We start from the raw sequence: 21,472 nt of genomic DNA, 5'->3' as shown, positions 1-21,472 counted from the left end.
ACTATCGCTGGAGAAAGTTGGCCAGTAGCTGGTGCCCTTGTTCGCTAAGGATGCTTTCCGGATGGAACTGGACGCCTTCCAGATCCCACTCGCGATGGCGGATCCCCATGATTTCCCCGCATTCACTGCGGGCGGTAACCTCAAAGCAGTCGGCCAGCGTATCGGGATCAACCAGTAAAGAGTGGTAGCGGGTAACGGTCAGCGGGTTATTCAAACCACGAAAAACGCCCTGCTGCTGATGGGTAATCGGCGACGTTTTGCCGTGCATGACCTGCCGTGCGCGAACGATGCGCGCGCCAAATGCCTGCGCGATGGCCTGATGGCCTAAACAAACGCCGAGGAGGGGAACGGTACCCGCGTAGTGGCGGATGACATCAAGAGAGATACCTGCCTCGTCCGGCGTGCAGGGGCCGGGTGAGATCACGATTTTTTCCGGCGCCAGCTTATCAATGTCATCAAGGGTGATGTCATCGTTACGTCTGACCACCACGCTGGCCCCCAGCTCGCAAAAATACTGGTAGAGGTTCCAGGTAAAGGAATCGTAATTATCAATCAGCAGGATCATGGCGGCTCCGGTCATTTATCTGCCGCCATTCTACCGAGAGTGGAGTGCTTTAGCGATACGGACGGCAGCCTCATGCCTGACGCCGCCCGGCGCAAATTATGGCAGTACTTTCGCCGACAGGATGACAATCGGTTTGGTCGGCACATTCTGGTATGGCCCAACGTTGTGGCTCGGCACCTGGGAGATTTTATCTGCCACGTCCATGCCCTTCACCACCTTGCCAAATACCGCGTAGCCAAAATCACGCTGGCCGTGGTCAAGGAAAGCGTTGTCGGCCACGTTAATAAAGAACTGGCTGGTTGCGCTATCTTTATCAGCAGTGCGCGCCATCGCGATGGTGCCGCGGGTGTTGCGCAGGCCGTTGTCGGCTTCGTTTTTAATTGGCGGGTTAGGCTGCTTCTGCTGCATCTGCTCGTTAAAGCCGCCGCCCTGAACCATAAAGCCTGGGATCACGCGGTGGAAGGTGGTGTTGTTGTAGAAACCGCTATTAACGTAGTTCAGGAAGTTTTCAACGGAAACCGGCGCTTTCTGGCTATCCAGCTGCAGCTCGATGTTGCCTGCGGAGGTGGTCAGCAGCACGTGCGGATTCGTGGTTGCTGCGAGAGCCGCAGGAGCCATCGCCGAGAGAGCAAAAACAGCCGCCACGGCCGCCAGAGTTGATTTGAGCATGAGAATTCCTTTAACAGGTGCAGTAGAGAAGCAAGTGGCTTGATTCTAAAGAGGGACAGCCCCTCAGGCCAGTGCTTTACCAAAGTTTACGCGGATGTAACGCTTATAATGAGCATGGTAAGAATTCACCCTTTCCATTTTGTGATCCAGATCACAATGAAAAGTGTAATACGCCAACGTTTGCGTAATAAAACTATGAATACATCACCTCAATGACTAAAATCTGCCCGCTCAGCGCAATGTCAATGCGCTTTACACAACTATTCACAGGCCAGTCATGACTAACAGCAACCGTATCAAGCTCACATGGATCAGCTTCTTCTCCTACGCCCTTACCGGTGCGTTGGTGATCGTCACCGGGATGGTGATGGGAAACATCGCCGATTACTTCAATCTGCCCGTTTCCAGCATGAGTAACACCTTTACCTTCCTGAACGCTGGGATCCTGATCTCGATTTTCCTCAACGCCTGGTTGATGGAAATCGTTCCGCTGAAAACGCAGCTGCGTTTTGGCTTCATCCTGATGGTGCTGGCGGTCATTGGTCTGATGACCAGCCACAGCCTGGCGCTGTTCTCCGCCGCCATGTTCGTACTGGGGCTGGTCAGCGGGATTACCATGTCGATTGGTACCTTCCTCATCACCCATATGTATGAAGGGCGTCAGCGCGGCGCACGTCTGTTGTTTACCGACTCCTTCTTCAGCATGGCTGGGATGATCTTCCCGATGCTGGCAGCCTGGCTGCTGGCCCGTACCATTGAGTGGTACTGGGTATACGCCTGCATTGGCCTGATCTACGTGGCTATCTTCGTGCTGACCCTCGGCTGCGACTTCCCGATTCTGGGTAAAAAAGCGCAGAACAACGACCAGCCGATCGTAAAAGAGAAGTGGGGCATTGGCGTGCTGTTCCTGTCCATCGCCGCGCTGTGCTACATCCTCGGCCAGCTGGGCTTTATCTCCTGGGTACCGGAATACGCCAAGGGCCTGGGCATGAGCCTCAACGATGCCGGCAAACTGGTCAGCGACTTCTGGATGTCTTACATGTTCGGTATGTGGGCCTTCAGCTTTATCCTGCGCTTCTTCGACCTGCAGCGTATCCTGACCGTGCTGGCCGGTATTGCCACCGTGATGATGTACCTGTTCAACCACGGCGAACCGCAGCACCTGGCATGGTTTATCCTGACTCTGGGCTTCTTCTCCAGCGCGATCTACACCTCAATTATTACGCTGGGCTCCCTGCAGACCAAAGTCGCCTCACCAAAACTGGTTAACTTTGTGCTGACCTGCGGCACCATCGGCACCATGCTGACTTTCGTGGTCACCGGGCCTATCGTTGCCCATAGCGGCCCGCTGGCGGCGTTGACGACCGCAAACGGCCTGTATGCCGTTGTATTCGTCATGTGCCTTATCCTCGGCTTTGTGAGCCGTCATCGTCAGCATGCGGTGAGTGCTTCTCACTAATCTGCCTCGCCCCTTTTCGCCGTGAAAAGGGGCGCATTTCCTTCCTCCAACTGCTGCGCTCCCTTTCCGTTGTAGGCCGGATAAGCAAAGCGCCATCCGGCGCTCTGTGGCACATTGCCGGATGGCGCTTTGCTTATCCGGCCTACAGGATGTGAACTGAGACTGCCTAAAGCCTCTTTCAATGCTAACAAACGTCCCCCTCTCCTTTCGCTTATTTTTCACCCTTTTCGTTCAAGAAACGCACAGCAAATAAAGTTGAGTATTTTCCGCAACTTACAAAAACACTTAAAAATCATCATCCTACTCATTAAGGGGTAGGCAAAGGCTAAATTGATTTGAATCAATAATCCCACTAGCTGAATCGTTAAGGTAGGCAGTATTAGAATAGAAATCGAGGCAAAAATGAGCAAAGTCAGACTCGCAATTATCGGTAATGGCATGGTCGGCCACCGCTTTATCGAGGATCTTCTCGATAAATCCGACGCCAGCCGGTTCGATATTACCGTCTTCTGTGAAGAACCCCGCATCGCCTACGACCGCGTACACCTCTCTTCCTACTTCTCACACCACACCGCGGAAGAGCTGTCGCTGGTGCGCGAAGGCTTCTATGAGAAACACGGCGTTAAAGTTCTGGTCGGCGAGCGCGCCATCACCATCAACCGTAAAGAGAAGGTGATCCATTCCAGCGCGGGTCGTACCGTCTTTTATGACAAACTGATTATGGCGACCGGCTCCTACCCGTGGATCCCGCCTATCAAAGGGTCTGAAACTCAGGATTGCTTCGTTTACCGTACGATTGAAGATCTGAACGCCATTGAATCCTGCGCGCGCCGTAGCAAACGCGGCGCGGTAGTGGGCGGCGGCCTGCTTGGCCTCGAAGCGGCTGGCGCGTTGAAAAACCTCGGCGTCGAAACTCACGTGATCGAATTCGCACCCATGCTAATGGCCGAACAGCTCGATCAGATGGGCGGCGAGCAGCTGAAGCGCAAAATCGAAAGCATGGGCGTGAAGGTTCACACCAGCAAAAACACTAAAGAGATCGTCCAGGAAGGCGAAAACGCGCGTAAAACCATGCGCTTCGCCGACGGCAGCCAGCTGGAAGTCGACTTTATCGTCTTCTCCACCGGTATTCGCCCGCGTGACAAGCTGGCTACCCAGTGCGGCCTGGAAGTCGCCCAGCGCGGCGGCATCATGATTAACGATCGCTGCCAGACCTCCGACCCGGATATCTACGCTATCGGCGAATGCGCCAGCTGGAAAAACCGCGTCTACGGTCTGGTGGCGCCGGGCTACAAAATGGCTCAGGTTGCCGTTGACCACATCCTCGGCAGAGAAAACAGCTTCCAGGGCGCGGATATGAGCGCCAAGCTGAAGCTGCTGGGCGTCGACGTGGGCGGCATTGGCGATGCGCATGGCCGTACGCCTGGCGCACGCAGCTACGTCTACCTCGATGAAAGCAAAGAAGTCTACAAACGCCTGATCGTCAGCCAGGACAACAAAACGCTGCTCGGCGCGGTACTGGTGGGCGACACCAGCGACTTTGGCAATCTGCTACAGCTGGCGCTGAACGCGATTGAGCTACCGGAAAACCCGGACTCGCTGATTCTGCCCGCGCATGCCAGCGGCGGTAAGCCATCTATCGGCGTGGATAAACTGCCGGACAGCGCGCAAATCTGCTCCTGCTTTGACGTGACCAAAGGCGACCTGGTCGCCGCTATCAATAAAGGCTGCCATACCGTCGCGGCGCTGAAAGCCGAAACCAAAGCCGGTACCGGCTGCGGCGGTTGTATCCCGCTGGTCACCCAGGTGCTCAACGCCGAACTGGCGAAACAGGGTATCGAAGTCAACCACAGCCTGTGTGAACACTTCGCCTTTACCCGTCAGGAGCTGTATCACCTGATTCGTGTTGAAGGCATTAAAACCTTCGGCGAGCTGCTGGCGAAATACGGCAAAGGCTACGGTTGTGAAGTCTGTAAGCCGACCGTCGGTTCCCTGCTGGCCTCCTGCTGGAACGAATACATCCTGAAGCCGCAGCATACACCGCTGCAGGATACCAACGATAACTTCCTCGCCAATATCCAGAAAGACGGCACCTACTCGGTCATCCCGCGCTCTGCGGGCGGTGAAATCACCCCGGAAGGGCTGGTGGCCGTGGGCCGTATCGCGCGTGAATTCAACCTGTACACCAAAATCACCGGTTCCCAGCGTATCGGCCTGTTCGGCGCGCAGAAAGACGACCTGCCGGAAATCTGGCGTCAGCTGATTGAAGCCGGCTTCGAAACCGGTCATGCCTATGCCAAAGCGCTGCGTATGGCGAAAACCTGCGTAGGCAGCACCTGGTGCCGTTATGGCGTCGGCGACAGCGTCGGCTTCGGCGTGGAGCTGGAAAACCGCTACAAGGGCATCCGTACGCCGCACAAGATGAAGTTTGGCGTATCCGGCTGTACCCGTGAGTGTGCGGAAGCGCAGGGCAAAGACGTCGGCATTATCGCGACAGAAAAAGGCTGGAACCTGTACGTCTGCGGCAACGGCGGCATGAAACCGCGCCACGCGGATCTGCTGGCGGCAGACCTCGATCGCGACACGCTGATCAAGTACCTCGATCGCTTTATGATGTTCTACATCCGCACCGCCGATAAGCTGACGCGTACCGCGCCGTGGCTGGATAACATGGAAGGCGGTATCGACTACCTGCGGTCCGTGATCATCGACGACAAGCTGGGCCTGAACGCCCATCTGGAAGAAGAGATCGCTCGCCTGCGCGACGCGTTTGCCTGTGAATGGACCGAGACGGTCAACGACCCGGCCGCTCAGGTTCGCTTCAAACACTTTATCAACAGCGAGCAGCGTGACCCGAACGTGCAGGTGGTTCCTGAACGTGCCCAGCACCGCCCGGCCACGCCGTACGAACGTATTCCGGTAACTCTGGTGGAGGAAAACGCATGAGCCAGTGGGTAAATATCTGCAAGATTGACGCGATTGTACCAGCTACCGGCGTCTGCGCCCTGCTGGGCGACCAGCAGGTGGCGGTGTTCCGTCCCTACGCCGACAATCAGGTGTTCGCTATCAGCAACATCGACCCGTTCTTCGAGTCGAGCGTGCTGTCCCGCGGCCTGATTGCCGAGCATCAGGGCGAACTGTGGGTCGCCAGCCCGCTGAAAAAGCAGCGCTTCCGCCTGCGTGACGGCCTGTGCATGGAAGACGAAAGCCATTCCGTCGCCCATTACGACGTTCGCGTCAAAGACGATATGGTACAGCTAAAGGCCCGATCGTTTTCGGCATAAGTAATAGCAAAAACTTATGACCTTAAGGGGGTAACAGCAGGAAAAATCGTATATTCCATACGATGTCTGCTGTTATCCTTACCCGCATTATTCATTCCCCGCATTTCTATTGTTCATTCCGTGAGGTTGCCCCGTGGATCACTTACCCATCTTTTGCCAACTGCGCGATCGCGACTGTTTGCTGGTCGGCGGCGGCGATGTCGCCGAACGCAAGGCACGTCTGCTGCTGGACGCGGGCGCCCGCCTGACGGTAAACGCGCGGGATTACGTTCCGCAGTTCCACGTCTGGGCAGATGCGGGAATGCTGACGCTTGTCGAGGGCGACTTCCAGCCAGCGCTGCTTGACCCTTGCTGGCTCGCGATTGCCGCCACTGACGACGACGCGGTAAACCAGCAGGTTAGCGACGAAGCGGAAGTACGCCGTATTTTCTGTAACGTGGTCGATGCCCCGAAAGCCGCGAGCTTTATCATGCCGTCGATTATTGACCGCTCGCCGCTGATGGTGGCCGTCTCCTCCGGCGGCACTTCCCCGGTGCTGGCGCGTCTGCTGCGCGAAAAGCTCGAGGCGATGCTACCTCAACATCTGGGCCAGGTGGCGCACTATGCCGGCCAGCTGCGCGCGCGGGTGAAAAAGCAGTTCGCCACCATGGGTGAGCGCCGCCGTTTCTGGGAAAAGCTGTTTGTGAACGATCGTCTGGCGCAATCGCTGGCGAACCAGGACCAGAAAGCAGTAGAAGACGAAACCGAGCAGTTGCTGAATACTCCGCTGGACCATCGCGGTGAAGTGGTGCTCGTGGGTGCCGGGCCGGGGGACGCCGGATTGCTGACGCTTAAGGGGCTACAGCAGATCCAGCAGGCGGACGTGGTCGTGTATGACCGTCTGGTTTCCGACGATATTATGAATCTGGTGCGTCGCGACGCCGATCGCGTATTTGTCGGTAAACGCGCGGGCTACCATTGCGTGCCGCAGGACGAGATCAACCAGATCCTACTGCGTGAAGCGCAACAAGGTAAACGCGTGGTACGTCTGAAAGGCGGCGATCCGTTTATCTTTGGTCGTGGCGGCGAGGAGCTGGAAACCCTATGCCAGGCGGGCATTCCGTTCTCAGTCGTACCGGGAATTACCGCGGCGTCCGGCTGCTCGGCCTACTCCGGTATTCCTCTCACCCACCGCGACTACGCCCAGAGCGTACGTCTGGTCACCGGCCACCTGAAAACCGGCGGCGAGCTGGACTGGGAAAACCTGGCAGCAGAAAAACAAACGCTGGTGTTTTATATGGGGCTGAATCAGGCCACTACCATCCAGCAGAAGCTCATTGAACACGGCATGCAGGCCGATATGCCGGTCGCTATCGTGGAGAACGGTACGGCTGTTAACCAGCGCGTCGTCGACGGCCCGCTGGCGCAGCTCGGCGAGCTGGCGCAGCAGATGGCCAGCCCGGCGCTGATTATCGTTGGGCGCGTCGTTGGCTTACGGAATAAGTTAAACTGGTTCTCCTACCATTAATCCGATTAGTGACTCTTTATACGTGCCATAATATTTTTATGGCTCGCTTATCATTGTTTTATTTCGTTTATTTTCAGGCGTTAGATTATTTAAAATTATCTATTAATAGATATAACAACGAACCGCGTTGACTCAACATTTAATTTTAAGTTTATATATTAGCGGCTTAATTCAATCATGTTTTAAAGCATACGGAATTATGCATAAATAAATTTTTTTAATTAAATGGGATTATAAATGAAAAACATGTTAAAAGCGGCAGCGGTACTGCTGGCGCTGTCTACCCTGACAGCTTGCACCGGTTCTATCCAGAACAAAAAAGATAATTGCTCATACGACTATTTACTGCACCCGGCTATTTCCATCTCTAAAATAATTGGCGGCTGCGGCGCTCCGGCACAAGTGAAATAAATAATATTTATTTCCAAAATAAAAAACCGGGAAATATCCCGGTTTTTTATTTATTGAAGCAGACAATTATGGCTTAGCCACAAAACCAATTGCGTCGTACACCGCCTTCAGCGTCTCGGAAGCACGCGCGCTGGCCTTTTCCGCACCCTCTTTCATGATCTTCTGCAGGAAGGCTTCATCATTGCGGTAGCGGTTATAGCGCTCCTGCAGCTCGCTCAGCATACCGGAAACCGCTTCGGCGACTTCCCCTTTCAGGTGGCCGTACATCTTGCCTTCGAAGTGTTTCTCCAGCTCCGGAATGCTCTGACCGGTGACGCCAGACAGAATATCCAGCAGGTTAGACACGCCCGCTTTCTCTTTCAGGTCATAGCGAATAACCGGCGGCTCTTCGGAATCGGTCATCGCACGTTTGATCTTCTTGACCACCGATTTCGGATCTTCCAGCAGGCCAATCACGTTGTTGCGGTTGTCATCGGACTTGGACATTTTCTTGGTCGGCTCCAGCAGCGACATCACGCGCGCGCCGGACTTCGGAATAAACGGCTCGGGTACTTTGAACACGTCGCCGTAGATGGCGTTGAAACGCTGGGCGATATCGCGGCTCAGCTCAAGATGCTGTTTCTGGTCTTCACCCACCGGCACCTGGTTGGTTTGATACAGCAGAATATCTGCCGCCATCAGCACGGGATAATCGAACAGACCGGCGTTGATGTTTTCCGCATAGCGCGCGGATTTGTCTTTGAACTGAGTCATACGGCTCAGTTCACCGAAATAGGTGTAGCAGTTCAGCGCCCAGCCCAGCTGCGCGTGTTCCGGCACGTGGGACTGTACGAAGATGGTGCTTTTTTCCGGGTCGATACCACAGGCCAGATACAGCGCTAAGGTGTCGAGCGTAGCTTTACGCAGCGCCTGCGGATCCTGGCGAACGGTAATCGCGTGCTGGTCAACGATGCAGTAGATGCAGTGATAGTCGTCTTGCATATTGACCCACTGACGCAGCGCACCCATGTAGTTACCGATTGTCAGTTCACCTGACGGCTGTGCGCCGCTAAATACGATGGGCTTAGTCATGTTCTGATTCCTGATTTTCACTGTTCGGAAGCCCAAGAGCGGGCAAAAGTTGGTTAAAGTGGTCGAAGACAACGTCCGGCTCGCTGAGCGCGATGGCTTCGCCATAGTTATAGCCGTAGGTCAGGCCGACGCAGGCGCAGCCCGCCGCTTTTGCGGCCTGAATATCGTTGCGTGAATCGCCAACAAACAGCAGCGCTTCCGGCGTAATGGAGAGCGTCTCAGCGACCTTCAGCAGCGGCTCCGGATGCGGCTTCTTGTTTTGCACATCATCGCCGCCAATTACCGCGGAGAAATAGCCGTCGATGCCCAACGATGCCAGAATCGGCGCCACGAAAGGCGTCGGCTTGTTGGTCACCACCGCCAGCGGCAGGCCACTGGCGTGCAGCGCAGCCAACGTCTGCTCAACGTGCGGGAACAGGAAGCTACCTTCTTCTGCGAATTCAGCGTAATAACGATCGAACAGGCGACGCAGCACGCGAAGCTGCTCATCCTGAGGAATATCGTGGCTATCGACGGACGGTTTCCCCTGCGCCGCACGCTGGGTAGCACGCTCCTGACGGGCCCAGTTGAGCGCCCGCTCCATCAGAATATCGGCACCGTTGCCAATCCAGGTGACCACGCGGTCTTCACCGGCAACCGGTAGTTCCAGCGCGTACAGCGCGCTATCCACCGCCGCCGTCAGCCCCGGTGCGCTATCGACTAACGTCCCATCGAGGTCAAACGCGACGCCGCGAATGCTTTGCAATTTATCCATGACTTACCTTTGCCAGCTCACTGCGCATTTCATCAATGACTTTTTTGTAGTCAGGTTGACCAAAAATCGCCGAACCGGCAACGAACATATCTGCTCCCGCCGCCGCGATTTCACTAATGTTGTTCACTTTAACACCGCCGTCGACTTCAAGACGGATGTCATAGCCAGATTCATCAATACGGCGACGCACTTCACGCAGCTTATCCAGCGTGTGCGGAATAAAGGACTGACCGCCAAAGCCTGGGTTCACCGACATCAGCAGAATGACGTCCAGCTTATCCATCACGTAGTCGAGATAGCTCAGCGGCGTGGCCGGGTTCAACACCAGCCCCGCTTTGCAGCCGTGCTCTTTGATCAGCTGCAGCGTGCGGTCAACGTGCTCGGAGGCTTCCGGGTGAAAGGTGATGATGCTGGCACCTGCGGCGGCGAAGTCCGGAACCAGGCGGTCCACCGGCTTCACCATCAGGTGTACATCGATAGGGGCGGTGATACCGTAGTCACGCAGCGCTTTCAGCACCATCGGCCCGATGGTCAGGTTCGGCACGTAATGGTTATCCATAACATCGAAATGAACCACATCCGCCCCGGCGGCCAGCGCACGCGCCGTGTCTTCCCCCAGGCGGGCAAAGTCGGCCGACAAAATTGAAGGGGCAATCAGGTACTGTTTCATCCGCATCTCCTCAGAGCCTATCCATTAGGGTCTTTAACGTTGTTTTTTATCCGGCGGGCGATACAGCGCGAGCAGCTCGTCCACCTTTTTACGCGTGCCGCCGTTGCGGCTAATGCTGCGTCGGACCTTCACGACGTGCATCTGCGTTGCGTTTTTATACCATTCCAGCGTGAGCGGCGTACGGTGGTTTGAGATAAGCACCGGTATTCGCTTCGCCATCAGTTCTTCAGCTTTCTGCGCCAGAACCTCCTGCTGCTGTAGGCTAAAGCTGTTGGTGTGGTAGGCCGTAAAATTCGCCGTCGCCGACAGCGGCGCGTACGGCGGGTCACAGTAGACCACGGCATTCTTCCCGGCGCGCTTCATACAGTCTTCATAAGACTCGCAGTAGAACTCGGCATTTTGCGCTTTCTCGGCAAAGTGACGCAGCTCGGCTTCCGGGAAGTAAGGTCTCTTATAGCGCCCAAACGGGACGTTAAACTCACCGCGCAGGTTGTAACGACACAGGCCATTGTAGCCGTGGCGGTTAAGGTACAAAAACAGCACCGCGCGACGGAACAGGTCGGTGCTGGCATTAAACTCTTCGCGGAACTGATAATAGCGCTCGGCGCTATTGGTCTCGGGCACAAACAGCGCCCGCGATTGCTCAACGTACTCATCGGCGCGTGTTTTAACGATTTTATAGAGCTCAATGAGGTCGCTGTTGATATCAGCCAGAATATAACGCGAAAAATCGGTATTCAGGAATACCGATCCAGCACCAACGAAGGGTTCAACCAGGCAATCACCTTTCGGCAGATGGCCTTGAATTTCATCGAGCAGCGGGTACTTCCCCCCTGCCCATTTCAAAAAAGCGCGATTTTTTTTCATGCGGCCTGACTACTTACACTCTCTCCGGCTGTGGAGAAAGCTCCGACAGCATCCTGCGCTTCTACGCCCCGCTCATACCCAATGGTACAAACGGGGCGGTTGCTAACGAAACGGCGATTACTTCAGATCCGATTGAACCTGATGCAGCGGTTTCGCCCACGGGTTTTTCGCCTGTACGTCGGCTGGCAGCGTGGTCACGGCGCGTTTGGCATCATCTTTCGATGCGTAGATACCGCTGACCAGAACATACCACGGCTGGCCGTTACGAGAGGTTTCATACACCACGTAGTTTTTCAGGTTCTCTTTCTTCGCCCAACCGTTCAGGTTGTCGTAGTTAGAAGAGGAACTGAGCTGCAGCGTGTAGTGCGAGCCTGAAGCTGATTTCAACGAACCGACATCGCCAGCGGATTTACCGGTTGCCGCTGCAGGGGCTGCCGTCGCGGCGGCGGTAGCTGCAGGTGCAGTGGTGGTGGTAGTCGCTGGTTTCGCCGTTTCAGCTGCCGGCGCTTTAGTCGGCGCAGGCGTTGCGGCCGTTACGGTTTGCTTCGGCGCAGTCGTCACCGGCTTCGCTTCAGCAGGTTTGCTTTGTGCCGTCGTCGTCTGCGTTTTCGCAGGGGCAACCGGCTGCGGTTTGGCTTCGATGACCGTGTGCTTACGTTCCGGACGCGGAGCGGTCGCAGTCTGACGCGGGGTTTCCGGTGCCGTTACCGCCGGACGTGCGCCGTTACGGATAGGAGCGACGGTCGCAGGTTCGGTCGGCAGCGTGGAATTGACCACGGCGTCATCAATCTGGCCCTGCTGCTGAGTCAGCGCATTATTCAGATCGCCCTGTACTTCTACGCGCTGCTGTCCGTCAGGCGCAGCGGTTTGCTGACCCTGGGTCGGCGTAGAGGAGATAGGCGGCAGAGAAACGTCCTGCTGCTGGTTCGCTTCCGGCGCAGGCTGGCTCTGGCTCACATTGGCCTGATCGACATTATCGCCGCCAGACAGAGAAATACTCTTCTCAGCAGAAGCTCTCTGATCGTTTGAAGACGGGGCTTTCAATGCCGAACCGATGCCGACGATCAGCACCAGCAGCACCACGACGCCCAGACCCATCATGATGTACTGACGAGAAGCAGGCTTACGCGGCGCGACATTTTTACGTTTACGCGGGCGGCGCTCTACGACTTCTTCTGCATCATCCTCATCGGATGGGTCAGAGTCCTCGTATTCGTCTTCCGGTTCAATTTCTTCACGTGCTTTGCGACTACGGGACGGACGACGCTCATCCGCATCAAGATCCACATCATCAAAGTTGATCTGTGGCTCGTTGTCACGATCGGAAGATTGACGAGAGCGACCAGTACGACGATCGCTGGGATCGGGTTTCAGCTCGTCTTCTGGTTTAAATTCATCCATTTAACACCCCACTAAAAGGCTTATGCCACGACAATTGCACATCACCTGAAGTTAAAACACCGCGCGAACGCGGCTAGACCTTTCTTATAGTTGCGCCTGCTGAGTATCAGCAATAGCGCCAAGAACCACATCGTGGGATACGCCACCGCGTACCTCACTTTTCCCGATAGCCAACGGCAGCACTAAGCGCATTTCGCCAGCCAGGACTTTTTTATCTCGCAGCATATGCGGCAGATAGGCTTGCGCCGTCATCTCCTGCGGACCGGTAACCGGCAGACCCGCACGTTTGAGCAGCGCGATGATACGCTGAGTATCCTGGGCGTCAAATTGACCCAATCGCTCAGCGGCATGAGCTGCCATCACCATACCTGCCGCCACGGCCTCACCGTGCAGCCAGTTGCCGTAGCCCATTTCGGCTTCAATAGCATGGCCAAACGTATGCCCAAGATTGAGTAAAGCACGTAACCCGGTTTCGCGCTCGTCGGCTGCGACAACATCGGCTTTCAGCTCACAACAACGGCGAATACAGTACGCCATCGCTTTTTCATCCAGCGCCATCAGCGCATCAATGTTGTTTTCCAGCCATTCGAAGAACGGTGCATCCAGAATGATGCCGTACTTAATGACTTCAGCCAGGCCGGAAGAGAGCTCGCGTTTCGGCAATGTTTTCAGGCAATTCAGGTCAACCACCACGGAGGCTGGCTGCCAGAATGCACCGATCATATTTTTGCCGAGAGGATGGTTGACCGCAGTTTTGCCGCCAACCGAAGAGTCCACCTGCGAAAGCAGAGTGGTAGGCACCTGGATAAAGCGCACGCCGCGCTGATAGCTCGCCGCAGCAAAACCGGTTAAGTCGCCAATCACGCCGCCGCCCAGGGCGACAAGAGTGGTATCACGACCGTGCGGTTTTTGCAGAAGCGCGGTGAAGACGGTATCCATCACAGCCAGGCTTTTGTACTGTTCGCCGTCCGGCAGAATGACGCTATCAACCTTCACGCCAGCCTGCTCGAGCACGGTTCGAACCTGGTCCAGATAAAGCGGTGCCAGCGTTTCGTTGGTGACCAGCATAACCTGATCGCCAGACTTGAGCGGTAAGAAGGAAGCTGGATCGTTAAACAAACCAGCCGCGATGGTAATCGGGTAACTACGTTCCCCGAGAGTTACTGTAAGCCTCTCCATAACGCGACGTCCACCTTAGTGACTTATATTCGCTGGCGTTCTACTTTTCTGGCCAGTATTAGTTGCTTTCCAGCATATGGATAATCTGGTTGGCGACAACTTTTGCGCTTTGATCGTCAGTGCGAATGGTGACGTCGGCAATCTCTTCGTACAGCGGATTACGTTCGTCAGCCAGCGCCTCGAGCACTTCACGCGGCGGCGTTTCGACCTGCAGCAGCGGGCGTTTTTTGTCACGCTGAGTGCGCGCTAGCTGTTTTTCAATGGTCGTTTCCAGGTAGACGACGACACCACGAGCGGAGAGACGATTGCGCGTTTCACGTGATTTTACAGAGCCACCGCCTGTTGCCAGAACAATACCCTGCTTTTCCGTTAACTCATTGATGATTTTTTCTTCGCGGTCACGGAAACCTTCTTCGCCTTCGACATCAAAGACCCAGCCCACGTCAGCGCCTGTTCGTTTCTCAATCTCTTGATCAGAATCGTAAAATTCCATATTGAGCTGTTGAGCCAGCTGGCGCCCAATGGTGCTTTTGCCGGCACCCATGGGCCCAACCAGAAAGATATTGCGTTTCTCTGCCATTTTTTTGGTACTACTAAGACTATTCGTTAATGATAAATCCGCGCCGCAGAACATCGCGCGTCGCAGGACATGAACTGAAACCTCTTATGCAATAGAGCGAGAGTCAGACTGAAAATTATCTCAATACTCCGGCTGGTTTGGCAACAGATTAAATCAGCAGACTACAGGAGAAGGAGCGGTGCGTACTGACACTCAAATCGGTACTCCTTGTATGCTAAATCTGGCCCCACGTCAAACTCGGGACACGCCTTCCCACTGAAATTCGCCTGATTCTTCTCTGCTATTGCGCAGAAATAATACGTGGCGTGATAAACACCACCAGTTCACGTCGTTCATTATCCTTACCATCTCGGCGAAAAAGATGGCCCAGCAACGGAATACCCCCAAGAAAAGGCACGCTGTCGCTGGCGTTTTTATTCTTTTGGGAAAAAATACCGCCTAACGCCAGCGTTTCACCGCTCTTCACTTCCACCTGAGTTTCAATCTCTTGCTTATCGATCGCTAACACTTCGCCATCCGCCTGTTGCAGCACCTGGCCCGGCATGTTTTCGCTGATGTGCAGCTTCAGCCGCACGCGACCGTTCTGTAACACCGTTGGCGTCACTTCCATGCCCAGCACGGCCTCTTTAAATTCAACCGACGTTGCGCCGCTTTCCCCACTCGAGACCTGATAAGGAATTTCACTCCCCTGTTTGATGCTGGCGGGCTGGAGGTGCGAGGCCAGCAGGCGCGGGCTGGCGATAATATCCACCTTCTGTTTCTGCTCCAGGGCGGAAAGCTCCAGCTCAAGCAGCCGACCATTGATGCGACCAATGTTGAACCCGGCGCGAGTGGTGGCGTCGGCTACCGAGAGATCGCTGCTCAACGTAGTGATTTTTCCTGCACCAACCACACCGTCCGCATCCGCAAGGCTCCACTTCACCCCCAGCTCACGCAGGCTGGTTTCATTAATTGTGACAATATGCGCAGCCAGCTCAACCTGACCGACGGGAATATCCATCTCCTTCGCCCAGGCGCTGAACGCCGGCAGATGTTCGCTATCGTCACGGACAATCAGGCGGTTAGTCCGTTTGTCGACGGTCAACGTCCCACGCGCACTCAGTAGTTTGCCTCCTGACTTTGCCAGCTCACCGGCATCGGCATAGTGCAGCACGATGCTACTGTGGCTCAGCGGCAGCCTCTGCTGACGCCGCGTTTGTTCCGCCAGCGCTCGGGCCTGCTTCTCTTCACGCCAGCGCTGCGAATAGACATAGAGCACGCCTCCTTCCTGATTCAGCACCAGCTCACTGCTGGTGATCACCGTCTGTAGCGCCTGCTTCCACGGCAGATTGCGCAGCTGAAGCGAGAGCGAGCCCTGTACGTCGGGGGCAATCACCAGATTTTTCTGCTCAAGGTCGGCCAGGCTTTGCAGCACCTGTGCCACCGGCACGTCATCCACCACCAGCGTGACGTTTTTCGCCGGACTTAGCAGCGGCAGAAGCAGCAGTATCAGCAGACTTATCCTTTTCATTATGGGTCGTTCCTTCTCTTTTCCATTGCCAGCGCTGCGGCTCGCAGCCCGTGCCAACATCCACCGTCAGCTCATCCGGCGTGAGGGTCGTTACGCGCCACCCGGTGTTCAGTACGGTGTCGTTTTCCAGACGTTGCCATACCTCGTCATCGCGCTGAACGAGGCCAATCGTCCGCCCATCCATGGCAATCGCTCCACGATAGCGCCAGAGATTGAGCTGCGCGCTGTGGCAGGGATCATCGACTGGCGCAAAGGGATCGCGCAGACCGCAAAGCAGCGGAACCACGAGGAGAATGCTGGGTAAGCGCTTAAGGTTCATCGTCATGCACCAGTCGCATGGTGAAACGCAGCGTGCCGTTTTCTCCAGTTAGCGCAAACGCAGCCACCTGCATATCGCGCTCCGCCAGCAACGAAAAGGTGCTAACAACCTGCAGCCACGGCGTATCGAGCACCAGCTCACCACCCTTGTCGGAAGGTTGCCAGCTCACCAGTTTGGCCCCAGCCTGCTGAAACGCAGCCGGAGAGAATGCGACGACAGGGGGCACAGTCGACTCCGCCCCTTCAGGCAGGACACGCAGAGGCATCAGCCGCTGCCACCCTGCCACGTACTGCGCATGCTGCCGCTGGCGGGCTTCATTTCCTTTCTCGAACGTCAGGTTGACCTGCTTCATCATGTAAAAGCACAGCCCGCAGCCCGCCAGCAGCGCCATTAGTCCGGTGAGACGCAGCGCGTTCAGCCTTGAGACCGCTCGCCAGCCATCAGGGAGTCGCATGCGCTCTCTCCTCATTAAGCTGAAAGCGCACCAGCCAACGTCCGGCGCTATCACGCTGAATTTTTCCCGGCTTCGCGGGCTGAAAACCGGGCACGGTCTCCAGGCGATGTTCAAGCTCCGTCAGCGCAGGAAAACGCGTCAGCGTTGCCGAGAGCGACAGCGTATGGTCACGGTAATCCAGCGCATTCAGCCACGCCTGAGCAGGCAAGCCCTCTGCCAACGTCATGAGACGGGCGGACCACGCGCGTGTTTCCTGTCGGCGAGCCTGTTTTTGTGCATTCCGCACCTTCTGCTTTTCCCGTTCCGCCTGCTCACGTTCACGTAGTATCAACCGCTGGGCTATCTGCCGCTCTGCAGCAATATGCATGTCATTCACCGCCTGTACCGCTTTTCCGTTCAGCCAGCAGGACAGCACCACAACGGCTCCACACAGCCAACATGCCGCTATGCCCGTGCCCCAGCGGCGAAGGTGCTGATAAAAACGGATCCGCCGCCATGGCAGAAAGTTTACGGTCTGGATCATCACATCACCGTTCCCATCGCCAGCCCAATCGCTACCGCAAAGGCATCGCCACAGACCGGCAGCGGCGGCTGCTTTTGCGTTATGGCACTCCAGGGGTCGAAATAAGGGTATGGCGTTTCCTCTGCCGTGCAGCACACCAGCCGCGGCGAGGTAATGCCCAGCCGTTCCCCCAGCATGGCGACCTCATGCAGCGCACAGCTACCCCATCGCTCCCGGCTGGCCCAGAGCCACTGTGCGTCGTCGCGCCACAGCAGCACGGTATCCGCTTCTGCTAGCTGCGGCATAAAAGCCCGCAGCGCACAGGCATCCGGCGTAATCGCGACCACCTGAAGGCGCAGACGGCGTGACAAATGCTGTAGCCGTGCGACGTCACGCTGCTGCGCGGCGGTAACATTCCAGTCGCCTTGTGGCTCTGCCAGGTGGTAATCAAAACACAGCGCCTCCGCAGGCATCTCCAGTTGCTGCGACATCGCGCTGGCAATCCATTGGTTTTGCTCATTTTCTCGCAATGCGATCGCGGCACGAGGAAGGTTTTTTTGTAACGTTCTATTGGCAGGAAACGCGATGCTTACCGCATGCTGCCAGGGGAGTTCACGGCGCCACGGCGTAAGGGCGGCGAGCAGAGCATCGTCATCGGGGGAAGCAAGCGGCAGTAGCCACCAGCGGCGCAGCGACCAGCCCAGGCGGGCGCGCTGGAGGGCAACGATAAAGATATTATCTTGCTTAATATGGAGACCCATTTGCCAACAGTTGAAAGCCATTTCACGATTATCCTTACGTCACCGCCGGGTGACGGCTATATCAATGAATCAGGCTTGCCTTTATACTACCGCGCGTTTGTTTATAAACTGCCCAAATGACACTCAATGGGAAATCTCCGGTGAAGTTCGTAAAGTATTTATTCATCCTTGCAGTCTGTTGCATTCTGCTGGGAGCAGGCTCGATTTATGGCCTCTACAAATATATTGAGCCGCAGCTGCCAGACGTCGCTACGCTCAGAGACGTGCGCCTGCAGGTGCCCATGCAGGTCTATAGCGCAGATGGCGAGCTCATCGCACAGTACGGTGAGAAACGCCGTATTCCGATGACTCTCAACCAGATTCCGCCACAGATGGTAAAGGCGTTCATTGCCACCGAAGATAGCCGCTTCTATGAGCACCACGGGATTGATCCCATTGGTATCTTCCGTGCGGCCAGCGTCGCGTTGGTGAACGGTCACGCCTCTCAGGGGGCCAGTACCATCACCCAGCAGCTAGCGCGTAATTTCTTCCTCAGCCCTGAAAAGACGCTGATGCGTAAAATTAAGGAAGCATTCCTGGCCATTCGCATCGAGCAGTTGCTGAGCAAAGATGAAATTCTTGAGCTGTATCTGAACAAGATCTACCTCGGCTACCGCGCTTACGGCGTGGGAGCGGCAGCGCAGGTTTACTTCGGTAAACCTGTCGACCAACTGAGCCTCAGCGAAATGGCGGTTATTGCCGGTCTGCCGAAAGCGCCGTCGACCTTCAACCCGCTATACTCGCTGGACCGTGCCACCGCACGTCGCAACGTTGTGCTGTCGCGTATGTTGAGCGAGGGGTATATCACCCAGGCCCAGTACAACCAGGCGCGCAGCGAAGCCATTGACGCCAACTATCACGCGCCAGAAATCGCCTTCTCCGCGCCGTACCTCACCGAGATGGTGCGTCAGGATATGGTGAAAAAGTACGGCGAACAGGCCTACGAAGACGGCTATCGCGTTTACACCACCATCACGCGTAAAAATCAGCAGGCGGCCCAGCAGGCGCTGCGTAATAACGTGATGGATTACGATATGCGCCATGGCTATCGCGGCCCGGCCAACGTGCTGTGGAAAGCGGGTGAAGCCCCCTGGGACAGTCAAAAAATTCGGGCCTCGCTGCGGCCGCTGCCGTCTTACGGCCCGCTGCTGCCCGCCGTGGTGACAGCCGCCAATCCGCAGGAAGCAACCGTGGAACTGGCCGACGGCACCTCGGTGTCGTTAAGCATGGAAGGTATGCGCTGGGCGCGTCCTTATCGCTCCGATACCGCACAGGGCCCAACCCCGCGTAAGGTGACGGACGTCGTACAGGCCGGTCAGCAGATTTGGGTACGTCAGAACGGTGACAGCTGGTGGCTGGCACAGGTACCGGACGTCAATTCCGCGCTGGTGTCGCTTAACCCGAAAAATGGCGCCATCATCGCGCTGGTCGGGGGTTTCGACTTCAACCAAAGCAAGTTCAACCGTGCGACTCAGGCGCTGCGTCAGGTCGGTTCCAATATCAAGCCCTTCCTTTACACCGCCGCGATGGATAAAGGCCTAACGCTGGCCAGTATGCTCAACGACGTGCCAATCTCACGCTGGGATGCCGGTGCCGGTTCCGACTGGCAGCCGAAAAACTCCCCGGCGCAGTACGCCGGCCCTATTCGCCTGCGTCAGGGGCTGGGGCAGTCGAAGAACGTGGTGATGGTACGCGCGATGCGGGCGATGGGCGTGGATTATGCGGCGGAATATCTGCAGCGCTTTGGCTTCCCGGCGGAAAATATTGTGCATACCGAATCGCTGGCGTTAGGTTCTGCCTCATTCACGCCGCTGCAGGTGGCGCGTGGCTACGCGGTAATGGCGAACGGCGGCTTCCTGGTTGACCCTTATTACATCAGCAAAATTGAAAACGACCAGGGCGGCGTGCTGTTTGAAGCGAAGCCGAAAATTGCCTGTGCCGAGTGCAATCTGCCGGTAATTTACGGTGATACGCCGAAGTCGAACGTGCTGGAGAATCAGGACGTAGAAGATGTCGCTATCTCGCAGACCCCGCAAAACTCCACCGTTCCAATGCCGGAACTGGAGCAGGCAAACCAGCAGTTGGTGGCCCAGAGCGGCGGTCAGGAATACGCGCCGCATGTGATCAACACCCCGCTGGCGTTTCTGATTAAGAGCGCGCTGAATACCAACATCTTCGGCGAACCGGGCTGGCAGGGTACCGGCTGGCGCGCAGGCCGCGATCTGGGTCGCCGCGATATCGGCGGTAAGACCGGGACCACCAACAGCTCGAAGGATGCCTGGTTCTCCGGCTACGGGCCGGATGTGGTGACCTCAGTATGGATTGGTTTTGACGACCACCGTCGCGATCTGGGACGCACAACCGCCTCTGGCGCGATCAAAGATCAGATTTCCGGTTACGAAGGCGGCGCAAAAAGCGCGCAGCCAGCCTGGGATGCGTTTATGAAGCAGGTGCTGGCTGGCGTACCAGAGCAGCCGCTGACGCCGCCGCCGGGCGTGGTGACGGTCAACATTGACCGCAGTACCGGGCAGCTCGCCAACGGAGGCAGCAGCCGCCAGGAGTACTTCATTGACGGAACGCAGCCGACGCAACAGGCGGTTCACGAGGTGGGGACGGAAGTGATTGATAACGGGGAAACCCACGAGCTGTTTTGATGCCGTAGCGGGCATTCCGCCGCCCATCAGACGAATAAAAAAGGCGCCAGCGGCGCCTTTTTTATGACAATCGGCCCTGGGCTTTTAGCCATTCGCGCAACAGGAACAGCGCGCTGACGTTACGCGCCTCGTTAAAGTCTGGATCGTCGAGCAAATCCATCAGGTTAGCCAGCGGCCAGCGCACCTGCGGCAGCGGCTCCGGCTCATCGCCCGGCAGCGATTCCGGGTACAAATTTTCCGCCACCACGATGTTCATTTTGCTGGAGAAGTAGGACGGTGCCATGCTCAGCTTTTTCAGGAACGTCAGTTCATGCGCGCCAAAACCCACCTCTTCTTTCAGCTCGCGGTTTGCCGCCTGCATCACCGTTTCGCCCGGGTCAATGAGCCCTTTGGAAAAGCCCAGCTCATAGGATTCGGTGCCGACGGCATATTCACGAATCAGAATAATGTGGTCGTCGACAATCGGCACAATCATTACCGCTTCACGTGAGGACGGTTTCATACGTTCATAAACGCGACGAACGCCGTTGCTGAATTCCAGGTCAACGCTTTCCACATTAAACAGGCGTGATTGCGCCACGGTTTCAACATGAAGGATGGTAGGTTTCTGTAATGATTTGCTCATTGGGCCGGATCTTTGCAGTGGTGACTTTTATCATTGTGCGATAGCGATGAGGTTCCGGCAATGTATAAAGCGTTTTATTTACATCATCGTAACCTTTACCTGCCTATCTCTCATTTTCAGATAAATGTCAAGAGCTTGAATTGCAATTGAGAATTTACTGATACTCGTCAGAGGATGGGTTTGTTATGCTT

The 21,472-nt window shown here is 56.1% G+C and carries 21 protein-coding genes; 6 read left to right on the top strand and 15 right to left on the bottom strand.

Annotation, left to right across the window (positions count from 1 at the left end; all coding sequences use genetic code 11):
• Position 1 precedes the first annotated feature (1 nt).
• Positions 2-565: an aminodeoxychorismate synthase component 2 gene (gene pabA / locus ABTW00_RS01955; protein WP_064541553.1), complete on the bottom strand. Its 564-nt coding sequence runs from the start codon at positions 563-565 to the stop codon at positions 2-4.
• Positions 566-661: 96 nt separating this feature from the next.
• Entirely contained in the window at positions 662-1,234 is a 573-nt protein-coding gene (gene ppiA / locus ABTW00_RS01950) for a peptidylprolyl isomerase A (protein WP_064541550.1), read from the bottom strand.
• 277 nt (positions 1,235-1,511) lie between these two features.
• Here ppiA and tsgA point away from each other — a divergent pair, with 277 nt between their 5' ends.
• The 5 genes from tsgA (at position 1,512) to ABTW00_RS01925 (ending at position 7,895) form a co-directional block, all read left to right on the top strand.
• A complete protein-coding gene (gene tsgA, locus ABTW00_RS01945) occupies positions 1,512-2,693 on the top strand; it encodes an MFS transporter TsgA (RefSeq protein ID WP_065356465.1) in 1,182 nt (393 codons plus the stop codon).
• 402 nt (positions 2,694-3,095) lie between these two features.
• On the top strand, positions 3,096-5,639 hold the full coding sequence (nirB, locus tag ABTW00_RS01940) for a nitrite reductase large subunit NirB (RefSeq protein ID WP_433638492.1): 2,544 nt from the start codon (positions 3,096-3,098) through the stop codon (positions 5,637-5,639).
• Complete coding sequence (gene nirD / locus ABTW00_RS01935; protein ID WP_065356463.1) at positions 5,636-5,977, top strand: nitrite reductase small subunit NirD; 342 nt, start codon at positions 5,636-5,638, stop codon at positions 5,975-5,977. Before nirB ends, nirD begins: the two co-directional genes overlap by 4 nt.
• 133 nt (positions 5,978-6,110) lie before the next feature.
• Complete coding sequence (gene cysG, locus ABTW00_RS01930; protein WP_064541538.1) at positions 6,111-7,484, top strand: siroheme synthase CysG; 1,374 nt, start codon at positions 6,111-6,113, stop codon at positions 7,482-7,484.
• Positions 7,485-7,721: 237 nt separating this feature from the next.
• A complete protein-coding gene (locus ABTW00_RS01925; protein ID WP_065356461.1) occupies positions 7,722-7,895 on the top strand; it encodes a DUF4223 family protein in 174 nt (57 codons plus the stop codon).
• 66 nt (positions 7,896-7,961) lie between these two features.
• On the opposite strand, the gene trpS is transcribed toward ABTW00_RS01925, so the two are convergent.
• The 12 genes from trpS to ABTW00_RS01865 form a co-directional block, all read right to left on the bottom strand.
• Positions 7,962-8,966 carry a tryptophan--tRNA ligase gene (trpS, locus tag ABTW00_RS01920; RefSeq protein WP_064541532.1) on the bottom strand — a complete coding sequence of 335 codons (1,005 nt, stop codon included), beginning with the start codon at positions 8,964-8,966 and terminating at the stop codon, positions 7,962-7,964.
• Positions 8,959-9,720 carry a phosphoglycolate phosphatase gene (gene gph / locus ABTW00_RS01915; RefSeq protein WP_271446769.1) on the bottom strand — a complete coding sequence of 254 codons (762 nt, stop codon included), beginning with the start codon at positions 9,718-9,720 and terminating at the stop codon, positions 8,959-8,961. The genes trpS and gph overlap by 8 nt, the downstream gene beginning before the upstream one ends.
• Positions 9,713-10,390 (bottom strand): ribulose-phosphate 3-epimerase, encoded by a 678-nt coding sequence (rpe, locus tag ABTW00_RS01910; protein WP_271446768.1) that lies wholly within the window; start codon positions 10,388-10,390, stop codon positions 9,713-9,715. The genes gph and rpe overlap by 8 nt, the downstream gene beginning before the upstream one ends.
• Positions 10,391-10,423: 33 nt before the next feature.
• Positions 10,424-11,257 carry an adenine-specific DNA-methyltransferase gene (dam, locus tag ABTW00_RS01905; RefSeq protein WP_064541523.1) on the bottom strand — a complete coding sequence of 278 codons (834 nt, stop codon included), beginning with the start codon at positions 11,255-11,257 and terminating at the stop codon, positions 10,424-10,426.
• 117 nt (positions 11,258-11,374) lie between these two features.
• Positions 11,375-12,658 carry a cell division protein DamX gene (gene damX, locus ABTW00_RS01900; protein WP_433638486.1) on the bottom strand — a complete coding sequence of 428 codons (1,284 nt, stop codon included), beginning with the start codon at positions 12,656-12,658 and terminating at the stop codon, positions 11,375-11,377.
• Between the two features lie 84 nt (positions 12,659-12,742).
• Positions 12,743-13,837, bottom strand: coding sequence for a 3-dehydroquinate synthase (aroB, locus tag ABTW00_RS01895; RefSeq protein WP_064541516.1), 1,095 nt, complete (start codon positions 13,835-13,837; stop codon positions 12,743-12,745).
• Positions 13,838-13,895: 58 nt separating this feature from the next.
• Positions 13,896-14,417, bottom strand: coding sequence for a shikimate kinase AroK (aroK, locus tag ABTW00_RS01890; protein WP_035892101.1), 522 nt, complete (start codon positions 14,415-14,417; stop codon positions 13,896-13,898).
• Between the two features lie 280 nt (positions 14,418-14,697).
• Positions 14,698-15,927 carry a DNA uptake porin HofQ gene (hofQ, locus tag ABTW00_RS01885; protein WP_433638483.1) on the bottom strand — a complete coding sequence of 410 codons (1,230 nt, stop codon included), beginning with the start codon at positions 15,925-15,927 and terminating at the stop codon, positions 14,698-14,700.
• Positions 15,848-16,246 (bottom strand): HofP DNA utilization family protein, encoded by a 399-nt coding sequence (locus tag ABTW00_RS01880; protein WP_271446765.1) that lies wholly within the window; start codon positions 16,244-16,246, stop codon positions 15,848-15,850. The genes hofQ and ABTW00_RS01880 overlap by 80 nt, the downstream gene beginning before the upstream one ends.
• Positions 16,236-16,700 (bottom strand): hypothetical protein, encoded by a 465-nt coding sequence (locus tag ABTW00_RS01875; protein ID WP_433638479.1) that lies wholly within the window; start codon positions 16,698-16,700, stop codon positions 16,236-16,238. The genes ABTW00_RS01880 and ABTW00_RS01875 overlap by 11 nt, the downstream gene beginning before the upstream one ends.
• Complete coding sequence (locus ABTW00_RS01870) at positions 16,687-17,223, bottom strand: PilN domain-containing protein (protein WP_433638477.1); 537 nt, start codon at positions 17,221-17,223, stop codon at positions 16,687-16,689. The genes ABTW00_RS01875 and ABTW00_RS01870 overlap by 14 nt, the downstream gene beginning before the upstream one ends.
• Positions 17,223-17,984 carry a pilus assembly protein gene (locus ABTW00_RS01865; protein ID WP_433638475.1) on the bottom strand — a complete coding sequence of 254 codons (762 nt, stop codon included), beginning with the start codon at positions 17,982-17,984 and terminating at the stop codon, positions 17,223-17,225. Before ABTW00_RS01865 ends, ABTW00_RS01870 begins: the two co-directional genes overlap by 1 nt.
• A gap of 119 nt (positions 17,985-18,103) precedes the next feature.
• Here ABTW00_RS01865 and mrcA point away from each other — a divergent pair, with 119 nt between their 5' ends.
• The gene (mrcA, locus tag ABTW00_RS01860) at positions 18,104-20,656 is read left to right on the top strand and encodes a peptidoglycan glycosyltransferase/peptidoglycan DD-transpeptidase MrcA (protein ID WP_433638473.1); all 2,553 of its coding nucleotides are present in this window, start codon (positions 18,104-18,106) and stop codon (positions 20,654-20,656) included.
• A 61-nt stretch (positions 20,657-20,717) separates the two neighbouring features.
• Here mrcA and nudE read toward each other — a convergent pair whose 3' ends face one another.
• A complete protein-coding gene (gene nudE, locus ABTW00_RS01855; RefSeq protein ID WP_064541497.1) occupies positions 20,718-21,281 on the bottom strand; it encodes an ADP compounds hydrolase NudE in 564 nt (187 codons plus the stop codon).
• Between the last annotated feature and the right edge of the window lie 191 nt (positions 21,282-21,472).

The sequence above is a fragment of the Kluyvera georgiana genome, assembly GCF_050990895.1.
In the GTDB taxonomy this organism is placed as follows: domain Bacteria; phylum Pseudomonadota; class Gammaproteobacteria; order Enterobacterales; family Enterobacteriaceae; genus Kluyvera; species Kluyvera georgiana.
The sequence above is the reverse complement of the archived record's forward strand: the minus strand, read 5'-3'. Positions and strand labels throughout refer to the sequence as shown.

Coding starts and splice junctions, on each gene's coding strand:
- aroB (WP_064541516.1), bottom strand. CDS start 13,837: ATGGAGAGGCTTACAGTAACTCTCGGGGAACGTAGTTACCCGATTACC.
- nirB (WP_433638492.1), top strand. CDS start 3,096: ATGAGCAAAGTCAGACTCGCAATTATCGGTAATGGCATGGTCGGCCAC.
- ABTW00_RS01875 (WP_433638479.1), bottom strand. CDS start 16,700: ATGCGACTCCCTGATGGCTGGCGAGCGGTCTCAAGGCTGAACGCGCTG.
- dam (WP_064541523.1), bottom strand. CDS start 11,257: ATGAAAAAAAATCGCGCTTTTTTGAAATGGGCAGGGGGGAAGTACCCG.
- gph (WP_271446769.1), bottom strand. CDS start 9,720: ATGGATAAATTGCAAAGCATTCGCGGCGTCGCGTTTGACCTCGATGGG.
- ABTW00_RS01870 (WP_433638477.1), bottom strand. CDS start 17,223: ATGATCCAGACCGTAAACTTTCTGCCATGGCGGCGGATCCGTTTTTAT.
- nirD (WP_065356463.1), top strand. CDS start 5,636: ATGAGCCAGTGGGTAAATATCTGCAAGATTGACGCGATTGTACCAGCT.
- aroK (WP_035892101.1), bottom strand. CDS start 14,417: ATGGCAGAGAAACGCAATATCTTTCTGGTTGGGCCCATGGGTGCCGGC.
- ABTW00_RS01865 (WP_433638475.1), bottom strand. CDS start 17,984: ATGGCTTTCAACTGTTGGCAAATGGGTCTCCATATTAAGCAAGATAAT.
- trpS (WP_064541532.1), bottom strand. CDS start 8,966: ATGACTAAGCCCATCGTATTTAGCGGCGCACAGCCGTCAGGTGAACTG.
- damX (WP_433638486.1), bottom strand. CDS start 12,658: ATGGATGAATTTAAACCAGAAGACGAGCTGAAACCCGATCCCAGCGAT.
- hofQ (WP_433638483.1), bottom strand. CDS start 15,927: ATGAAAAGGATAAGTCTGCTGATACTGCTGCTTCTGCCGCTGCTAAGT.
- ABTW00_RS01925 (WP_065356461.1), top strand. CDS start 7,722: ATGAAAAACATGTTAAAAGCGGCAGCGGTACTGCTGGCGCTGTCTACC.
- tsgA (WP_065356465.1), top strand. CDS start 1,512: ATGACTAACAGCAACCGTATCAAGCTCACATGGATCAGCTTCTTCTCC.
- nudE (WP_064541497.1), bottom strand. CDS start 21,281: ATGAGCAAATCATTACAGAAACCTACCATCCTTCATGTTGAAACCGTG.
- ABTW00_RS01880 (WP_271446765.1), bottom strand. CDS start 16,246: ATGAACCTTAAGCGCTTACCCAGCATTCTCCTCGTGGTTCCGCTGCTT.
- rpe (WP_271446768.1), bottom strand. CDS start 10,390: ATGAAACAGTACCTGATTGCCCCTTCAATTTTGTCGGCCGACTTTGCC.
- ppiA (WP_064541550.1), bottom strand. CDS start 1,234: ATGCTCAAATCAACTCTGGCGGCCGTGGCGGCTGTTTTTGCTCTCTCG.
- pabA (WP_064541553.1), bottom strand. CDS start 565: ATGATCCTGCTGATTGATAATTACGATTCCTTTACCTGGAACCTCTAC.